Genomic DNA, 16,249 nt, shown 5'->3' with positions numbered 1-16,249 from the left:
CGCAATGGGGTATCCTGGCGCAGGCCGGGCTCCTGCGGGCCCTCCCGATTGTCGGCGGACTTGACCCCGATCAAGACTGCGCCCGCGCATGGAAAATTGCCCCCACGGGCGGATTTACCATGGCTTCATGCGGGCTGCGCACGGTGGCGCGGTCCCCAAGATGGAGCGATGAACCGATGCGACGCATACTGGCCGCTGTTCTGCTGATTTCCCTGCTGGCCTGGGCCGGCGCCTATTGGGCGCAACCGCCGGCCGAACTCAACGTCTGGACCGCGCGCGATCAGCTCATCCTGCTGACGGGCCTGGGCGCCTACGCGGTCATGGCCCTGATCATGCTGCTGGCGGTGCGCCCCATGTGGCTGGAAACGCGGATGGGCGGGCTGGACAAGATGTACCGGCTGCACAAATGGAGCGGCATCATGGCTGCCGCGCTGGCGGCGGCGCATTACCTGATCAAGCTGGGCAAGCCGCTGCTGCTGGCGTTGTTCGACCCCGTGCCCAAGACGCCGCGCGCGGCCGCTTTGCTGGACGTGTTCCGCGGATCCGCCAAGGACATCGGCGAATGGGCCGTGTGGATCCTGGCCGCGATGGTGTTGCTCACCTTGTGGCGGCGCTTTCCGTATCACATCTGGCGCCAGGTCCACCGCATCGCCGCGGTGATCTTCCTGGTGGTCGCCTTCCATGGCGTGGTCCTGACGCCGGCCGCCTGGTGGTGGCAGCCCGCCGGCTGGCTGGTGGCGCTGTGCACGGCGGTGGGGACGGTTTGCGCCGTCATGGCGCTGACCGGCAATATCGGACGCGGGCGCCGCTACAGGGGGCAGGTGCTGGCCATCGACCATCTTTCGGACGACATCCTGGCGCTGACCTGTAGGGTGGAGGGCAACTGGCACCATCGCGCCGGGCAGTTCGCTTTCCTGACCGCGGACCGGCGCGAGGGCGCGCATCCCTTTACGGTGTCCGGCGCGGACGACGGCACCGGCCGGGTGCAGTTCTCGATCAAGGCGCTGGGCGATTACACGCGGCGTCTGCAGCGCAGCCTGCAAGTGGGGCAGGACGTCATCATCGAAGGCCCTTACGGCTGCTTCGACTTCCAGCGCGACGATGGGCGGCCGCAGATCTGGGTGGCCGCGGGCATCGGCGTCACGCCGTTCATTTCATGGATGGAATCCTTGCAGACGGACCCGGATACCGCACCGGTCGCGACCCTGTACTACTGCGCCCGCAACGCCGACGACGCGCCGTTCGCGGATCACCTGAAAGCGCTATGCGCGCGCGTGCCGAACGTGACCCTGCATGTGCGCTACAGCGATACCCAGCGGCCGCTGACGGCCGCCGAGCTGGCCGCGGACCACAAGCCGGGCGCGGCATGGCCCAGCGTGTGGTTCTGCGGCCCGGCGGGATTCGCCGATGCCTTGAAGGACGGGCTGCACCGGCGCGGCATGCCGGTGAGCGAGCTGTTTCACCAAGAGGCGTTCCAGATGCGCTGAGCGCGTCAGATGCCGGACACCTCGATGTCGCCCGGATAGTCGACCGAGAACTTCAGCACCGTCTCGCGCGACTTGCCGGGCTCCATTTCCCAGTCCCATACCAGCTTGCCGTCTTCCTCGCGCTTGATCTCGCGGTCTGCCGGCGACAACAGCTTGACCACGATCTTCTCGTTGCGCGAGATGGGCAGGCGGTCCTTGAACGACACTTGCTCCTTGGTGGCCTTGTTGTTCTTGACCGTGATCTTGTACTCGTAGGTCACGCGCTTGCCGCTGCCCGAAAAGCCGGTGCTTTCGGTATAGCGGTTGACCAGCTGGCGCTTGATCGAAATGCCTTCGTCGGCGCCCAGCGCCAATTCGAGCTTCTCGCCGGGCATCACCGCCTTCATGGAGCTGGCCGCGACGAAGGCGTCGTCCAGGAAGGTGTTCAGCGAACCGGCCAGGAAGGGGAACTCCGTGTTGTTGCTGGCGTGCGCGGTCAGGAACATGGCTTCGCGCAGCGCCGGCGTGGACTGGTATTGCAGCGTGGCGGGCAGCTTGGCCGTGGCGATGGCCACGCGCTGCGAGGAATTGTCGGACGGCAGGGTGGCCGGACTCTTGATCTGGAACGATGCGCTGGTCGCTTCGGCCTGCACCTGGGCGGTCGCCTGCTCCAGCGGCTCGGGAATCATCTCGGCGACCGGCGCGCCGGCGTCCTCGAAGGACTGGACGCGCTGGCGCAACATCTTGGCTTCGGCCTCTTGCCTGGCTGCCGCGACCGGCGCGGGGCTGGGGCGCGGGCGGGGCGGAGGCGGCGGGGCGGCCACGTCGACGATCCACGGCTGCAGCGCGGGCGCGCCGCCGCCCAGGGAGGGCCTTGCGGTGGACAGCGTGAGCTTGACGTTGTTCCAGTCTTCACCGGTGTCCTGGCGGATGACGCCGAAATAGCCCAGGTCCACGCTGCGATCGGCCGGGCGGAGGCGCGCATCGTATGCGGGCGTCCAGCGGGCGCCGGCCACGGCGTAGGAAACGTTCAGGTCCAGCTTGCCCGCGCGGGCCAGGTTGACGCGCAGGGTGACGGTCTTGGTGCGGCGGTTGAGCGAGCTTTGCAGCTGATCCAGCTGGTTCTGCAAGGCGGTCAGCTCGCGCTCCAGCACCTCTTTCTGTTCGGCCACCCGGCGCAGTCCGGCCAGCGACTTGGCCAGGGAGTCCGCGCTCAGCGATTGGATCGCCTTCAGTTCGTCCAGCGTCAGGCGCGCGCCGTCCTTCGACGGTTCGGTGGCGCCCCGCTGCATCATCAGCACCAGCTCGCGCTGGTTGTCCAGCACCGCGGCCTCGTCGTCCAGCAGCGCCTGCTGGCCTTGCAGCTTGCGTACCTGTTCCTCCAGCTGCTTGACGCGTTCGTTGACGGTGTCTGCCTGATAGGCGTCGCGCACCTTCACGTCCAGCAATGTCGCCTGGCCGGTGCTCTTGGCCGAGACTTGCAGCGAATTTTCCTGCAGGCTGGCCGGCAGCTTCTCCAGCACCAGCTCGTGTTCGCCAGCGGCCAGCTCGCTGCTGGCGGCGCGCGTCACGACGGCGCGGTCCTGGTAGACGGTCACGGAACCGATGGAGGAAGGCAGTCCGGCGGCTGCGGCCAGGCCGGGGATCGTCGCGATGGCCAAGGCCAGAAGGGTACGTCGCACTATTTCACCTTTGTACAGGTTGGAATCGCGCGACGCCGTGTCCTTGGACAGGGACGGACCGCCGCGCGCGCCAAATTTACATTGCGGCCCGGACGCTGATCTTACAGAAAATGACAAACGCGACAGGGCGATACCGTAGCGCGGCCTAGGGGTGGGCCAGCGCGCGCAGCATGTCCACGGCGTTGCCCGCCGCGGTCGAGCGGTCGTGGCGGCGGTAGGCCATGTCCAGCAGGGCGTGCGGCGCGTCGCCCTTGATGGGCCGGTACTCGATGCCTTGCGCGCCCATGTGCCGCATCGCCGCAGGCACGACCGAAATGCCCACGCCGGCAGCCACCAGACTCACGATGGAGGCCATCTGCGGCGCTTCCTGGATGACCCGCGGCACGAAGCCGGCGCGCTGGCACGCCGACATGATGGCGTCGTACAGGCCCGCGCCGATGGGGCGCGGATACAGCACGAAGTCCTCGTCCGCCAACGCGGCGATGGGCACGCTGCGCTTGCGGCTCAGCGCATGGTCTGGCGGCAGGGCCACCAGCATGGGTTCGTCCAGCACGCGCTCGGACTCGAACTCCGGGTCCAGCACATAGGGAGGCCGCACGAAGGCCACGTCGACGTCGCCCGCGCGCAGGCCGCGCAGCAGCGTGACCGTATTGCTCTCGGTGAGCGTGACGCGCACGTCGGGATACTGGTCCCGGTACGCCCGGATGGCGCGGGGCAGGTAGGGGTGGAACACCGCGGACGCCGTGAATCCCACGGTGATTGCTCCGCGTTCCCCGCGGCCCAGCCGGCGGGCCGTGTCGATGGCGCGGTCGGCGCTGGCGAGGATGGCGCGGGCGTCTTCCAGGAACTGGGCGCCGGCCTCGGTCAGCGCGATGCCTCGCGGCAGGCGCAGGAACAGCGGGGTGCCGATTTCGCGTTCCAGCTGCTGGATCTGCTGGCTCAACGGCGGCTGGCCTATGCCCAGCCTGGCGGCGGCGCGCGTGAAGTGCAGCTCTTCGGCGACGGCGGTGAAATACCGCAGGTGGCGCAATTCCATCGTTATTAAATATGGTCGGGACGACTTTCATATATTGGACATATGCAGGGGAAAAGTCTACCTTGGTGGCGTGGGCTGCATGCCCGCTGTTCTCGAGATCCCGATGTCTGCCCCATTAGCCAGTCCCTCATCCCCAACCGCCGCGTCCGCGCCGGCGGAGCCTGTCTCTGCTTCCACCGATCATCTCGCCCGCGGCACGCCCGGTTTGCGGCGCGCTCAGTGGGCCTTGTTCGCGGCCGGTTTCTCCACTTTTTCCCTGCTGTATTGCGTGCAGCCGCTGATGCCGCTGTTCACCCATGCGTTCGGCGTGTCGCCCGCGCAGAGCAGCCTGGTGCTGTCCCTATGCACCGCTTTCCTGGCCGTCGCCATCTTCTTCGTGGGCTTGTTTTCACAAGCCGTGCCGCGCAAACGCGCCATGGCGCTGTCGCTGTTCGCGTCCGCCGTGCTCGGCACCATCGCCGCCGCCGCGCCCGACTGGCACAGCCTGCTGGCGCTGCGCGCGCTGCAAGGGCTGGCCATGGGCGGCGTGCCGGCGCTGGCCATGGCCTACCTGGCCGAAGAGGTCGAGCCAGGAACCCTGGGTTTCGCCATGGGCCTGTACATCGGCGGCAGCGCGTTCGGCGGCTTGTCCGGCCGCGTCATCACCGGCCTGGTGTCGGATCATTTCGGCTGGCGCGCCGCGCTGGGCACGCTGGGCCTCCTGGGTATCGTGGCGGCGGTGCTGTTCGTCTGGCTGCTGCCTGCGTCGCGCAGGTTCGCGCCCCAGCGAGGCCGGGGCTGGGCTGGCGTGTGGGGCGATGTGCGCGCAGGCGCCGCCTCGCACCTGAAAAATGGCCCCCTGTGCGGGCTGTTCGCGCTGGGCGGCCTGCTGATGGGCGCGTTCGTCACGGTCTACAACTACGTGGGTTTTCGCCTGCTGCTGCCGCCGTTTTCGCTGAGCCAGACCTTCATTGGCTTCATCTTCGTGGTCTATCTGGTCGGCATCTTCGCCTCGACCTGGTTCGGCCGCCTGGCCGACCGCCATGGACGCGGCGCGATGCTGTCGGCCGCCACCGGCTTGGCGCTGGCGGGGTTGCTGCTGACGCTGTCCAACTGGCTGCCTCTGCTGATCGCCGGGATCGTGGTGTTCACCTTCGGCTTTTTCGCGGCCCACGCCGTCGCCAGCGGCTGGGTCGGACAGATGGCGCGCGGCTACAAGGCGCTGGCGGCGTCGCTCTATCTGCTGGTGTACTACGTGGGATCGAGCGTGCTCGGATCGCTGGGCGGACACTTCTGGACCACGGGCCAGTGGCCCGGCGTGGCCGCGATGGCCGGCGGGCTGCTCGCGTTGGCGCTGGCGATCAGCGCCGGCCTGTACAAGCGCACGGGCCGCGTGCCGGCATCCGCCGCGGTGGGGCGGGGCATATCCTAGGATAGCCTAAAAGCTAGTAATTCTCATTTATAATTTGCGGCACGCTCGGTGAGCGCCATCCCATCCAGTTCCGAGGGCCGCGATGAATCCTACCTCTCCCGACAGCCAGAACCTGCAACGCGAACATGCCGCGCTGCTCGCCGCCTACGGGCAGGCGCAAGCGCATTGCAGCCGGCTCCTGGCAGCGCAGGCCGCGCGCATCCTGTATCTGGAGAGCGAGGCCATGTGCCTGCGCGCAGCCGTCATCGTGCGCGACACGGCGCTGGCTTGGGCGCGTGAAGACCGCAAGACGCTGGAGACTTCCATTCCAGGCCTGCCCAAGCGCGTGGCGCTGGCGCGCAGCGTCGCCCAGCTGATGGAGCGCGTGCAGACGCTCATGCGTGAACGCCTGGCCTGGCAAGGGCGGACCGGCGCTGCCGCACGTGAACTCGAAACGCTCTCGGAACCGCCCGCCTGGCGTCCCGCGCCGTCAGCCGTGGTGCTGCGCGAGAAGGCGGTGCTGTGCGTGGGCGAGGACGCGGTGGCCCTGGCGCTGACGCGCAAGGTGGTCGAACTGGCCGGCGGGCGCTATCTCGGCCATGATGGCGGCGCGGATGCCGATGGCGACACGCTGGAAGCCAGCCTGGTGGCTGCGGACCTGGTGATCTGCCAGACCGGTTGCGTCAGCCACGGCGCCTACTGGCGCGTGAAGGACCATTGCACCCGCACCGGTAAACAATGCGTGCTGGTCGACAAGCCCGAAGCCTTGCAGGCGCTGCGGCTGGAGCGTGCACCGCTGAAGACGGACGCTTGATTCGTCCGTCTCCCGCGCTAACCGTAGCGTCGCGTTACCTAGCGTTTCGGCTGCGCGGCCATTGCCGCAATACAGTCTAGGGGCAAGGGGGCCGACATGCTGACCAAGCGGGACCGAGTGGCGCTACCCTGGACGGACACGCTTGCCCGCCTGGAAGACGAGCGCATCATGTTGCAGCGCATAGCCGCCGGCATGCCGCTGGCCGAGGTGCTGGAGCACGTGCTGCATGCCATCGAGGCGCAGTCCAGCGTGGAACTGCGCACTTCCATCGCGCTGGTGGATGAAAGCGGCGGCTTTCTGGTGCATGGCGCCGCGCCCAGCCTGCCGGCCGCCTACAACAGCGCGGTGCACAAGGCCGTTATCGGCCCGGACAGCGCGTCCTGGGGCGAGGCCGCATACACCGGCAGCCCGGTCTACGTCGAAGATATCGCCTTGAACCCCGGTTGGGCGCGCTGGCGCGACCTGGCCTTGTCCCACGGCCTGCGGGCCTGCTGGTCCACCCCGATCAAGGCGCCCGACGGCCGTCTGCTGGGCGTCTTCTCCAATTACTACGGCGTGGTGCGTTCGCCCTCCGCCCACGATATCGACGCGATCGCGCTGGTCACGCGTAGCGCCGCCCTGGCAATAGAACGCCATCTGACGGAGTTGGCGCTGCGCCAGAGCGGCGAACGCTGGCGCGCCATGTTTGCCGGCATGCAGGAAGCGTTTTTTCTCAGTGAGGCATTGCGCGACGACGCCGGCCGCATCGTCGATTTCCGCTTCCTGGAGGTGAACCCCGCCTTCGAGCGCCAGACAGGCATGAAGGAAGGCGATACCCTGGGCCATACACTGCGCGAGATGATTCCCGGCGTGCCCGGCCAGATCATGGATACGTTCGCCCAGGTCATCGAGACCGGCGAGCCGGCCCAGTTCGAGTTCATGGTGCCCGCGCCCACGGAGGCCTGGTACGAGGCCCGCGCGCGCAAGGACGGAACCGACAGGATGATGGCGTTGTTCCTGGACGTGACGGCGCGCAAGAGGGCCGAGGCCGAGCTGTGGGAAGGGCAGCACCGCAAGAATTACCTCGGCGCGCTGGGCGACCGCATGCGCGAGCTGCATCGCCAGGAGGACATAGAGCAGGCCGCGTGCGAAGGGCTGTGCCTGCATCTGGCGCTTGGCCAGATGGCGGTGCTGGATACGCAGGGCGAAGACCAGGCTCCCGCCATATCTTCGGTCTGGCCCCCGGGGTCCACGCTGCTTGGCCAGCCGCCGCACACGCTCGATGCCTTGGGCGACGACTATCACGCGGCCTTGCGGCTGGGGCGCACCACATACCTGGCGCCGCTGCTGGGAGAAGCCGGCGGCGAGATCCGACCGTGGGCCATCGTCGTGCCGCTGCGGCGCTGGGGCCGGCATACCGGCGCGATGTTGGCGTGTCCCGCATCGGGCAGCAGGCTCAAGAACAGCGATATCGCCTTCCTCGAGGAAGTGGCCGAGCGCATGTGCGGCGCGGTCGAGCGTTCGCAGTATTCGCGCATGCTGGAACAGCGCGTGGAAGACGCGATCGCGGAGCGCGACCGGATCTGGCGCCTTTCGCCGGAACTGCTTGCGGTGGTCGACCGCCAAGGGCGCTTCGTCAGCGTCAACCCTGCGGTGCGGCCCATTCTAGGCTGGACCCCTGAGCAGTTCATGTCGTTGGCGCTGGCCGACCTGATCCATCCGGACGATCTGGCGGCGACGCTGGCGGCCTGGGGCTGGTCTTCGGGCGACGCGGGTCCGCGTCCCGGCGCAAGGCATCTGGAAAACCGCCTGCTCAAGCGCGACGGCGGCTATTGCTGGATTACATGGAGCATGTCCTGGACCCAGGACAGCCTGTACATGACGGGGCGGGACGACACCGACCTGAAGCAGCAGGCCGAGGCCTTGCGCGACACCGAGAACGCGCTGCGGCAGTCGCAGAAGATGGAAGCGGTGGGACGCCTGACCGGCGGCATCGCCCACGATTTCAACAATATGCTGCAGGGGATCTCGGGCGCGCTCTACCTGGTGCAACGCAAGATCACGGCCGGCGCGCCGGAACAGGCGCTGCGTTTCGTGGACGTCGCCATGGATTCGGCGAACCGGGCGGCGCACCTGACCCAGCGGCTACTGACTTTTTCGCGCCGCCAGCCCATTGACCCCAAACCGTTCTGCGTGGCCTCCGCGCTGCAGTCCATGGTGGCGCTGTTCCACCGCTACACCGGCGAACGCGTGGCCCTGCGGCTGGATCTGCCGCAGGAATTGTGGGCGGTCTGCTGCGACAAGAACCAGTTCGAGAATGCCATGCTGAACCTGGTGATCAACGCCTGCGACGCCATGCCGAACGGCGGCGCGCTGACGGTTGCCGCGCGCAATGTGGAGCCGCACGATCCGCTCCTGTCGCTCTGCGCCGGAGAGCATGCGGGACGCTACGTGGAAGTATCGGTGACGGACGTGGGTTGCGGCATGCCGCCAGACGTGCTGGCGCACGCCTTCGACCCGTTCTTCACCACCAAGCCCTTGGGCCAGGGCACCGGGCTGGGCTTGTCCATGATTTACGGCTTCGCCAGGCAGGCTGGCGGCGCGGCCAGCCTGGAGAGCACGGTGGACGTGGGCACCACGGTCAGGTTGTTCCTGCCGCGCTACGACGGCGCGCCCGAAAGCGTGCAGGATGGCGAACGCCCGGCGGCCGCTACGCCCGGCGCAGCGCGCAAGGAAGTCGTGCTGGTGGTGGAAGACGATGCGAACGTGCGGGAAATGGTGCGCGAATGCCTGGCCGAACTCGGCCTGGAGGTGCTGACGGCGGTGGACGGCGAGGCCGGCCTGGACCTGCTGCAATCCGCGCGCGGCATCGACCTGCTGATAACCGATGTGGGACTGCCGGGGCTCAATGGCCGGCAACTGGCCGACGCCGCCCGCGTGGCGCGTCCCGGCCTGCGCGTGCTGCTGATGACGGGATATGCCGAAAGCGCGGCGCGCGGCCAGGGCTTTCTTGAACAGGGGCTGGAGCTGATCGTCAAACCCTTCCAGCTGGACAAGCTGACCGAGCGCGTGCAGGGCATGCTGGACAGCGCGCCCGGCAGGCCGGGGCAGGAGTCCCGCCACTAGTCCGCGCAAGCCCTGGCCGGCGCCGGCCTAGTGACGGCGGCGCAGTTCCGCGGGAGGCATGCGCAATTGCCCGCGGTACTTGGACACCGTGCGCCGCGCCAGCAGTATGCCGCTGGCCGCCAGTTGCTGGGTCAAGGCCACGTCCGAGAGCGGCATGGCCGGATCCTCGGCCTCGACCATCTCCTTGATCAGGGCCCGCACCGCCGTGGCGGAGCAGGACCCGCCGGTGTCGGTGGCCAGTTCGCGCGAAAAGAAGTGGCGGAACTCGAACACCCCGCGCGGCGTCACCATGTACTTGCCGACGGTGGCGCGCGACACCGTGGATTCGTGCATGTCCAGGTCATCCGCGACCTCGCGCAGCATCAGCGGCCGCAAGGCCACGTCGCCATATTCGAAGAAGGTCTGCTGGCGCTTGACGATGGCTTCGGCCACGCGCTGGATCGTGATGTAGCGCTGTTCGACGTTGCGCACCAGCCAGCGGGCTTCCTGCAGCTCCTGGGCCATGGGGCTGCGGTCGTCCAGGCGAGCGCGCCGGAACAATTCGGCATAGGTCTGGTGCAGCCGCGCCTGGGGCATGGCGTTGCGGTTGGGCAGCACGCGCCAGCGCGATTGCCATTTGTCGACGAATACGTCGGGCACGACGTAGACAGGCGCTTCGGCGCTATAGCGGCCGCCGGGCTTCGGGTCCAGGCTGCGGATCAGCGCGCAGGCCTCGCGCAAGGCGTCCTCGGAGCAGCCCAGCTGCTGGCGCAAGCCGACGCAGTCGTTGCGGGCCAGCCGCTCGAGTTGCTCGTGCACGATGCGCAGGGCGAGCGTCCGCAACTCGTCGCTGATGCCGGTTGCCGCCGCCAGCTGCAGCGTCAGGCACTCAGCCAAATCGCGCGCGGCCAGGCCCGGAGCATCCAATTGCTGGACCAGGCGCAGCGCAGTCATCCATTCGCATTCATCCGGGACGGGCTCGGCGCCGCGCGGCGCGTCTTCCCACAGATTGGACAGGGGCGTGCGCAGATAGCCGTCGTCATCCAGCGCGTCGATGACGTACTCGGCAAGCAGGCGGTCGCGCGCCTGCAATTGATAGTTGCCCAGTTCCTGGGACAAGCGCTGGCTCATCGATATGGGTGCGCTGACCCACAATCCCTGGTCCCGGTCCGGGCCGTCGCCCTGCGCGCGCGTGGGGTAGTCGCCGGAATAGGCGGGAGCATCAGGCGGGGGCAGATCATCCTGGGGCGCAGGCTCCAGCGGCGCGGGCTGGGGCGGGTCAGCAGGAGGAAAGCCCTCCGCGGCGGCCGGCAGGTCGTCTTCCAGCTCGTCGGGATCCTCCAGGAATGGATTGCTGGCCAAGGCCTGTTCCACTGCCGTGGTGAATTCCAGCGCGGTCATCTGCAGCAGCTTGACGGATTGCTGCAGGCGAGGCGCCAGCGCCATCTGCTGGCGCAGGCGCAGTTCTTGCGTGGGGTAGACCAATCGAGCCTCCTGGGGACTGGCTGCCGGCGGCAGTCCATCCTTGTACTGAAGCAAAGACCATGCCAGGCGTCTCGGCGGGCGAGGCGGGTTGATTGCGCGCGCGGCGCAGCCCCAGTATTACAAGCCAGTGGTAAGAAATGCCTCTCGCGCCTCTCGCGCGCGGTGGCCGCAAGATCGGCCCTGGCGCTCAAGCCCCGGCGTCGTCCTGCCCGTTCTGGTCGTAGTCTTCGAGGCGGTTATAGAGCGTCTTCAGGCTCAGGCCCAGCGTCTCCGCGGCGATGCGCTTGTCGCCCGCATGGTGCGTCAGCGTCGCAAGAATGAATGCGCGCTGCGCCTCGCCCAACGACATGCCGATGGGCAGGGTCAGCGCGCCGTTACGCAGCATCGGCCGCTGCGCCTCGCGCGACCGGGGCAATAGCTCGGTTTCGAGTTCACCGTCTGCCAGAATGAACGCCCGCTGCACCGCGTTGCGCAGTTCACGGACATTGCCCGGCCAATCATGCAGGGAGATCGCTTCCAGCATGCGGGGGGAGAACGACTTCCGCGTGCCGTTTGCAGCATTCAAGGTGTCGAGGAACCAGTGCGCCAGCACCAGGGCGTCTTCGCCCCGCTCACGCAGCGGCGGCACGCGTAACGGAATCACCAGGAGCCGGTGCAGGAAGTCCTGGCGCAGGCGGCCTTCAGCGACCGAGGCGAAGGGATCGCGGTTGCTGGCGCAGATGATGCGGACATTGGCGCGCAACAAATCCGAGCCGCCTACGCGCTGATACGTGCCGGCCTCGAGCACGCGCAGGAAATTCACCTGAAGGTCAGGCGGCATTTCGGTGACTTCATCCAGGAACAGCGTGCCGCCGCTGGCGTATTCGAAGTAGCCGGCGTTCTGGGCGACCGCGCCGGTAAAGCTGCCTTTTTCATGCCCGAACAATTCGGCATGCGCCAGGCTGCCGCTGATGGCGCCGCAATTGACCGCCACGAAAGGCTGTTCGCGGCGTTCGCTGGCGTCATGGATGGCGCGCGCGACGATTTCCTTGCCGGTCCCGCTTTCTCCCACGATGAAGACGCTGGCGTCGGTGGCTGCGGCCAATTGCAGCTGCGCGCCGAGTTTCTGCATCACGGGGGACAAGGCTGATGGGTCCAGCAGCGCGTCGGACTTCGCGGACGCCGCTGCACGCGGGGCAGTAGTAGTGCTGCGATTGGGCATGCTGATTCCTGAGGGCCCGCGCGGGCCGTGAGTCTGTTTCCATGCTAGAGAATCGACGCAGTACGGTATGCGACGATTTGCAAGCATTCGAAAATGTTGATGGAAAGTGTCGAACATTTGCCACCGGGCCGGCGGTTATCGCTATGCTGAATCACTGACCCTCAACATCCGCGACACGGAGCAAGCATGCCTCATCTGTTGATCGTTGATGACGACCCGGCGATACGCGAAACCCTGGCCGAAATCGGGCGCGAAAGCGGCTTTTCAGTAGCCCTGGCCGCCAGCGTCAAGGATGCGCTGATCCAGCTGGAGCGGCACGCGCCCGATCTGGTGCTGACCGACATCCGCTTGCCTGAGGGCAGCGGGATGGAAATTTTCAAGAGCGACGCCGCCGCCAGCGCAGAGGTGGTGGTGATGACCGGCCACGGCACCGTCGACAACGCCGTGCAGGCCCTGCGCCTCGGGGCCACCGATTACCTGGTCAAGCCGATCTGCATGGAACGCCTGAACGGAATCTTCGCGCGCGTGAATGCGAATTCGAGCGGCGATCTGCGGGGGGCTCCGTTCGAAGAACCGGGGCGCTACGGAAAGATGTACGGCGCGTCGGCCTGCATGCAGGAACTCTACCGTCAGATCGGCCGCGTGGCCACCACCAATGTGACGACCTTGCTGATCGGCGAAAGCGGCACCGGCAAGGAACTGGCCGCGCATGCCATCCATGAACTCAGCGCGCGGCGCCAGCGTCCCCTGATCGCGGTGAATTGCGGCGCGATCTCGCCCAACCTGATCGAAAGCGAAATGTTCGGGCACGAGCGCGGCAGCTTCACCGGCGCGGACCGCCAGCACAAGGGCTATTTCGAGCGCGCTGACGGCGGAACCCTGTTCCTGGACGAAGTCACCGAAATGCCGCTGGACCTGCAAGTCAAGCTCTTGCGGGTCCTGGAGACCGGGCAGTTCATGCGCGTGGGCACCAATCGGGAGATCGCCTGCGATATCCGGATCGTCGCCGCGACCAACCGCGATCCCGAGCAGGCGGTGAAGGATGGCAAGCTGCGCGAGGACCTCTATTACCGGCTGAGCGTCTTCCCCATCAAGCTGCCGGCGCTGCGTGAACGCGGCGACGACATCCTGTTCCTTGCGAATCGCTTCCTGCAAGGCTTGAACCAGGAATCCGGCAAGAACAAGGAATTCTCGCCGCGCGCGCTGGCCGCGCTGCAGCAATACGCATGGCCGGGCAATGTGCGGGAGCTCAAGAACTACGTGCGCCGCGCCTTCATCATGGCGGATGGCGATACGCTGGAAGTGGATATGCTGACGCCCCGGGTGTCGCCGGCGGGCGAGGGCGCGGGCGGCCAGGTCAGCGTGCCCGTGGGAGAAACCTTGGCGGAAGCGGACCGGCGCCTGATCCTGGCGACGCTGGAGCGTTGCAACGGCGTGAAAAAGCAGGCCGCGGCAGTGCTCGGCATCAGCCCCAAGACGTTGTACAACCGGCTTGAGGAATACGCCGCTGCGGACGCGGAAGGCGCCGCAGCGGCGCCTGGCCGGAAACAGGACCGGTCCTGACCTCATTTGCCGTACCGCGTTTTCAGGTCCGCCATGCAGGCGTCCTTGGCATTGCCGGACATGGCGTCGCATTTTTCCTTGCCGACCTTGTAGTCGGCATCGTTGCGCACCTTGGCCGCGTCATGCGAGGCCTCGGCCTTTTCCTTGCCTGCCTTGGCGTCGGCCCGGGCCTTGTCGCGCGTGGCTTCGGCCTGCTGCTGGCAGACGTCCTTCTGGTTGCCTTTCATGCCGTCGCAACGTTTCTTGTCCAGCTTGTACTGGTCATCGATCTGCGCGTTGCTGCGCACGGCGCCGCCGCTGGTCTGCGCGGTTTGGGCTTGCGCCTGAAAAGCCAGGGCGGAAAGGCTCAGGGCGACGGCGGGGAGAACGACTCGGGACAGATTCATGGCTGACTCCTAGGATGGGGACCCGGCATCGCCCGGGCCTGGCCGCATGTGCAAGCAAGCGGCGTTCCCGGGCCGGCCGGGCACGCCGCTTGCTCCGGCACCTTGCCGCAGGCGGTGCCCATGCGCACACTGCAAGCATCCATTGAACGAGCCCGGGGATACGAACATGCAAACCAAGCGCGCAGACCATGAAAAGGCGGACACCGAGCAAGGCAAGGCCAATGCGCCGCGCACGCAAACTGAGGCGGCGCATCGCAGCGGCCAGTTCGGAACCGACAAGCCGGGCTTCGGCAAGCCGGCCGCGGCGCCCAAACGCGAGTCGGACAAGAAGCCCAACGACAAGGGCGCGGAGTACGAGGAAGGCGGCCAGTATCCGGGCAAACGGCCCGGCTCAAAATAGCCGCTGGCGGCGGGTTCAATCCGCCGCTTGTTCCGTCTTTTCGGCGGGGGTTGCGTCCGCCTCTTGCTCGCCCAGCCGGAACAGCAGCACCACGCTGTATAGCGCGGCCAGTCCGATCAGGCCGTAGACGCTGCGCGTCGCGGCGGCCGACGGCAGCACCTTCGCGAAGACATCCAGGCCTACCGCCGCGATCAGGCCGCAGTTCAGGCCGCCCGCAACCACCGCGATCAAGGCGGACCAGTCAAGCAAGGAAAGGCCGCGGGCCTCGGGAGGGACCGGGGGAGGAGCAGAATCCTCTTCCAATTCTGAAAGATCTTCTTGGTTGCCGGGCATGTCCATGTGGAAGTCCTTTGCGCAGAATGCGGGTGGGCGGGACTGCGGGCGGACTGCCTCTGAACCTGCCGGTCCAGGCCGCTCGCCAGCGCTACAGCAATTCCCATGCCTGGAACGGGCACGGCAGTTGCTGACCACAAGGGAATGATTCCCGATGGAGAGCACAATGTCCCTGATCGTTGCCGCCCGATTCGACACTTTCGACCACGCCGCCGAGGCGGCGCGCAAGCTGTGCGCCGAAGGATTCACCGAAGACGATATCCATACCTTCTACATCAACACGGCGGGCGAACACGCGCGCTTTCCGATAGGCGGCGACCGCGTGGCCGATCCCGATGCCCGGGGCGGCCATTTCGGCGCGGTGGCGGGCGCCTCCGCGCTGGGCCTGGTGTTTGCGCTGCTGGGCGGGCTGATCGCCGCCCGGGTGGGGGCTTCGGTCTTGATCGTCATTGCCGCTGCGGGCGTAGGCGCCTATCTGGGCGCGCTGGCCGGGGCGCTATGGGTGATCGGGCGCGGACGCCGCAGGCATCCGGCGGCCACCGTCGCCCGTGACGCGCATCCTGCCGTACGCCAGGCGGGCGTGATGCTGGCGCTGCACGTGTCGCCGGACCGCGATGCGCTGGCAAGAACCGTGCTGACGCAGGCCGGCGGCACGGACGTCGAGCGCGCGCAAGGCCGCTGGTTGAATGGCAAATGGGAAGACTTCGACCCCTTGACGCCGCCGCGGCATGTGGACGCGTCGACGATGGCGAACTAGGCCGAGGGAGACACGGAGATGAAAAAGACCTTATGGCTCTGCGGTGTCGTCGCGCTATGCCTGCTGGCCGCGCCCGGTGTGCTGGGCGGCGTGCAGGCGCAGGAACTGGCGGAGCCGGAAGCGCGCTTCCTGCAGGCGGCGGCCGGCTCCGGCATGTTCGAGGTAGAGGCGGCGGAGCTGGCGAAGAAGCGAGCAGGGGACCGCGACGTGAAGGCATACGCCGCACGGATGCAGGAGCAGCATGGCGCCATGAACGCCGAATTGAAGACCCTGGCCGGGCGCAAGCAGGTGAAGCTGCCAGCTGAACCGTCCGAACCCGACCGGGGCACCCTGCAACAGCTGGGCAACAGGACCGGGCCGGACTTCGACGCGCTCTACATCGAAAAGGCAGCCGTGGACGCGCACGTCACCGCCAACCGCCTGTTCGAGACGGCGGCACGCGAGTCCAAGGATCCGCAGGTGCGCGATTTCGCGGTGCGTGCGCTGCCCATGGTGGCCGAACATCTGGCAATGGGCCGCAAGCTGCAAAGCACGCCGCCCGCCGACCCGGACAAGATCCAGCCGGCGACGAAGGGCGAAGCGCCGGCCGTGTCGCCAGCGTCGCGTGAGGCGCCGGCCTCGATCGCGCCGGCCAAGTAGCGGGACGCGCGGG

The 16,249-nt window shown here is 67.4% G+C and carries 14 protein-coding genes; 8 read left to right on the top strand and 6 right to left on the bottom strand.

The annotated features are described in order from the left end of the window. The first annotated feature begins 176 nt into the window (after positions 1-176). A complete protein-coding gene (locus HV793_RS14570) occupies positions 177-1,487 on the top strand; it encodes a ferredoxin reductase family protein (protein ID WP_175180984.1) in 1,311 nt (436 codons plus the stop codon). Positions 1,488-1,492: 5 nt separating this feature from the next. Here HV793_RS14570 and HV793_RS14565 read toward each other — a convergent pair whose 3' ends face one another. Continuing rightward, complete coding sequence (locus tag HV793_RS14565; RefSeq protein WP_244958649.1) at positions 1,493-3,148, bottom strand: mucoidy inhibitor MuiA family protein; 1,656 nt, start codon at positions 3,146-3,148, stop codon at positions 1,493-1,495. A gap of 145 nt (positions 3,149-3,293) precedes the next feature. Continuing rightward, positions 3,294-4,184 (bottom strand): LysR family transcriptional regulator, encoded by an 891-nt coding sequence (locus HV793_RS14560; RefSeq protein ID WP_175213428.1) that lies wholly within the window; start codon positions 4,182-4,184, stop codon positions 3,294-3,296. A 103-nt stretch (positions 4,185-4,287) separates the two neighbouring features. On the opposite strand from HV793_RS14560, the gene HV793_RS14555 reads away from it, so the two are divergent. The 3 genes from HV793_RS14555 to HV793_RS14545 all read left to right on the top strand — a co-directional run bounded on the left by HV793_RS14555 (position 4,288) and on the right by HV793_RS14545 (position 9,493). Continuing rightward, entirely contained in the window at positions 4,288-5,595 is a 1,308-nt protein-coding gene (locus HV793_RS14555; protein ID WP_054454235.1) for an MFS transporter, read from the top strand. An 82-nt stretch (positions 5,596-5,677) separates the two neighbouring features. After that, on the top strand, positions 5,678-6,388 hold the full coding sequence (locus HV793_RS14550; RefSeq protein ID WP_175213427.1) for a DUF2325 domain-containing protein: 711 nt from the start codon (positions 5,678-5,680) through the stop codon (positions 6,386-6,388). 96 nt (positions 6,389-6,484) lie between these two features. Continuing rightward, on the top strand, positions 6,485-9,493 hold the full coding sequence (locus tag HV793_RS14545) for a GAF domain-containing protein (RefSeq protein WP_175213426.1): 3,009 nt from the start codon (positions 6,485-6,487) through the stop codon (positions 9,491-9,493). Between the two features lie 27 nt (positions 9,494-9,520). Here the strand turns inward: HV793_RS14545 and HV793_RS14540 are convergent, their stop codons facing one another. Continuing rightward, positions 9,521-10,957, bottom strand: coding sequence for an RNA polymerase factor sigma-54 (locus HV793_RS14540; RefSeq protein ID WP_175213425.1), 1,437 nt, complete (start codon positions 10,955-10,957; stop codon positions 9,521-9,523). A gap of 187 nt (positions 10,958-11,144) precedes the next feature. Then, positions 11,145-12,068, bottom strand: a complete 924-nt coding sequence (locus tag HV793_RS14535; protein ID WP_175213763.1) for a sigma-54 interaction domain-containing protein — start codon at positions 12,066-12,068, stop codon at positions 11,145-11,147. Positions 12,069-12,344: 276 nt separating this feature from the next. Between HV793_RS14535 and HV793_RS14530 the strand changes: the two genes are divergently transcribed. Further along, complete coding sequence (locus HV793_RS14530) at positions 12,345-13,721, top strand: sigma-54-dependent transcriptional regulator (protein ID WP_054454244.1); 1,377 nt, start codon at positions 12,345-12,347, stop codon at positions 13,719-13,721. A 2-nt stretch (positions 13,722-13,723) separates the two neighbouring features. Here HV793_RS14530 and HV793_RS14525 read toward each other — a convergent pair whose 3' ends face one another. Then, complete coding sequence (locus HV793_RS14525; RefSeq protein WP_054454246.1) at positions 13,724-14,107, bottom strand: hypothetical protein; 384 nt, start codon at positions 14,105-14,107, stop codon at positions 13,724-13,726. 166 nt (positions 14,108-14,273) lie between these two features. Here HV793_RS14525 and HV793_RS14520 point away from each other — a divergent pair, with 166 nt between their 5' ends. Continuing rightward, on the top strand, positions 14,274-14,507 hold the full coding sequence (locus HV793_RS14520) for a hypothetical protein (RefSeq protein ID WP_054454248.1): 234 nt from the start codon (positions 14,274-14,276) through the stop codon (positions 14,505-14,507). A 15-nt stretch (positions 14,508-14,522) separates the two neighbouring features. On the opposite strand, the gene HV793_RS14515 is transcribed toward HV793_RS14520, so the two are convergent. Then, a complete protein-coding gene (locus tag HV793_RS14515; protein WP_244958648.1) occupies positions 14,523-14,756 on the bottom strand; it encodes a DUF378 domain-containing protein in 234 nt (77 codons plus the stop codon). Between the two features lie 250 nt (positions 14,757-15,006). Here HV793_RS14515 and HV793_RS14510 point away from each other — a divergent pair, with 250 nt between their 5' ends. After that, positions 15,007-15,597 carry a hypothetical protein gene (locus HV793_RS14510; RefSeq protein WP_125472095.1) on the top strand — a complete coding sequence of 197 codons (591 nt, stop codon included), beginning with the start codon at positions 15,007-15,009 and terminating at the stop codon, positions 15,595-15,597. Positions 15,598-15,615: 18 nt separating this feature from the next. Continuing rightward, the gene (locus HV793_RS14505) at positions 15,616-16,236 is read left to right on the top strand and encodes a DUF4142 domain-containing protein (RefSeq protein ID WP_119449614.1); all 621 of its coding nucleotides are present in this window, start codon (positions 15,616-15,618) and stop codon (positions 16,234-16,236) included. Positions 16,237-16,249: the final 13 nt, after the last annotated feature.

The sequence above is a fragment of the Achromobacter aegrifaciens genome (genome assembly GCF_902859965.1).
Taxonomy (GTDB): domain Bacteria; phylum Pseudomonadota; class Gammaproteobacteria; order Burkholderiales; family Burkholderiaceae_B; genus Achromobacter; species Achromobacter aegrifaciens.
The sequence above is the reverse complement of the archived record's forward strand: the minus strand, read 5'-3'. Positions and strand labels throughout refer to the sequence as shown.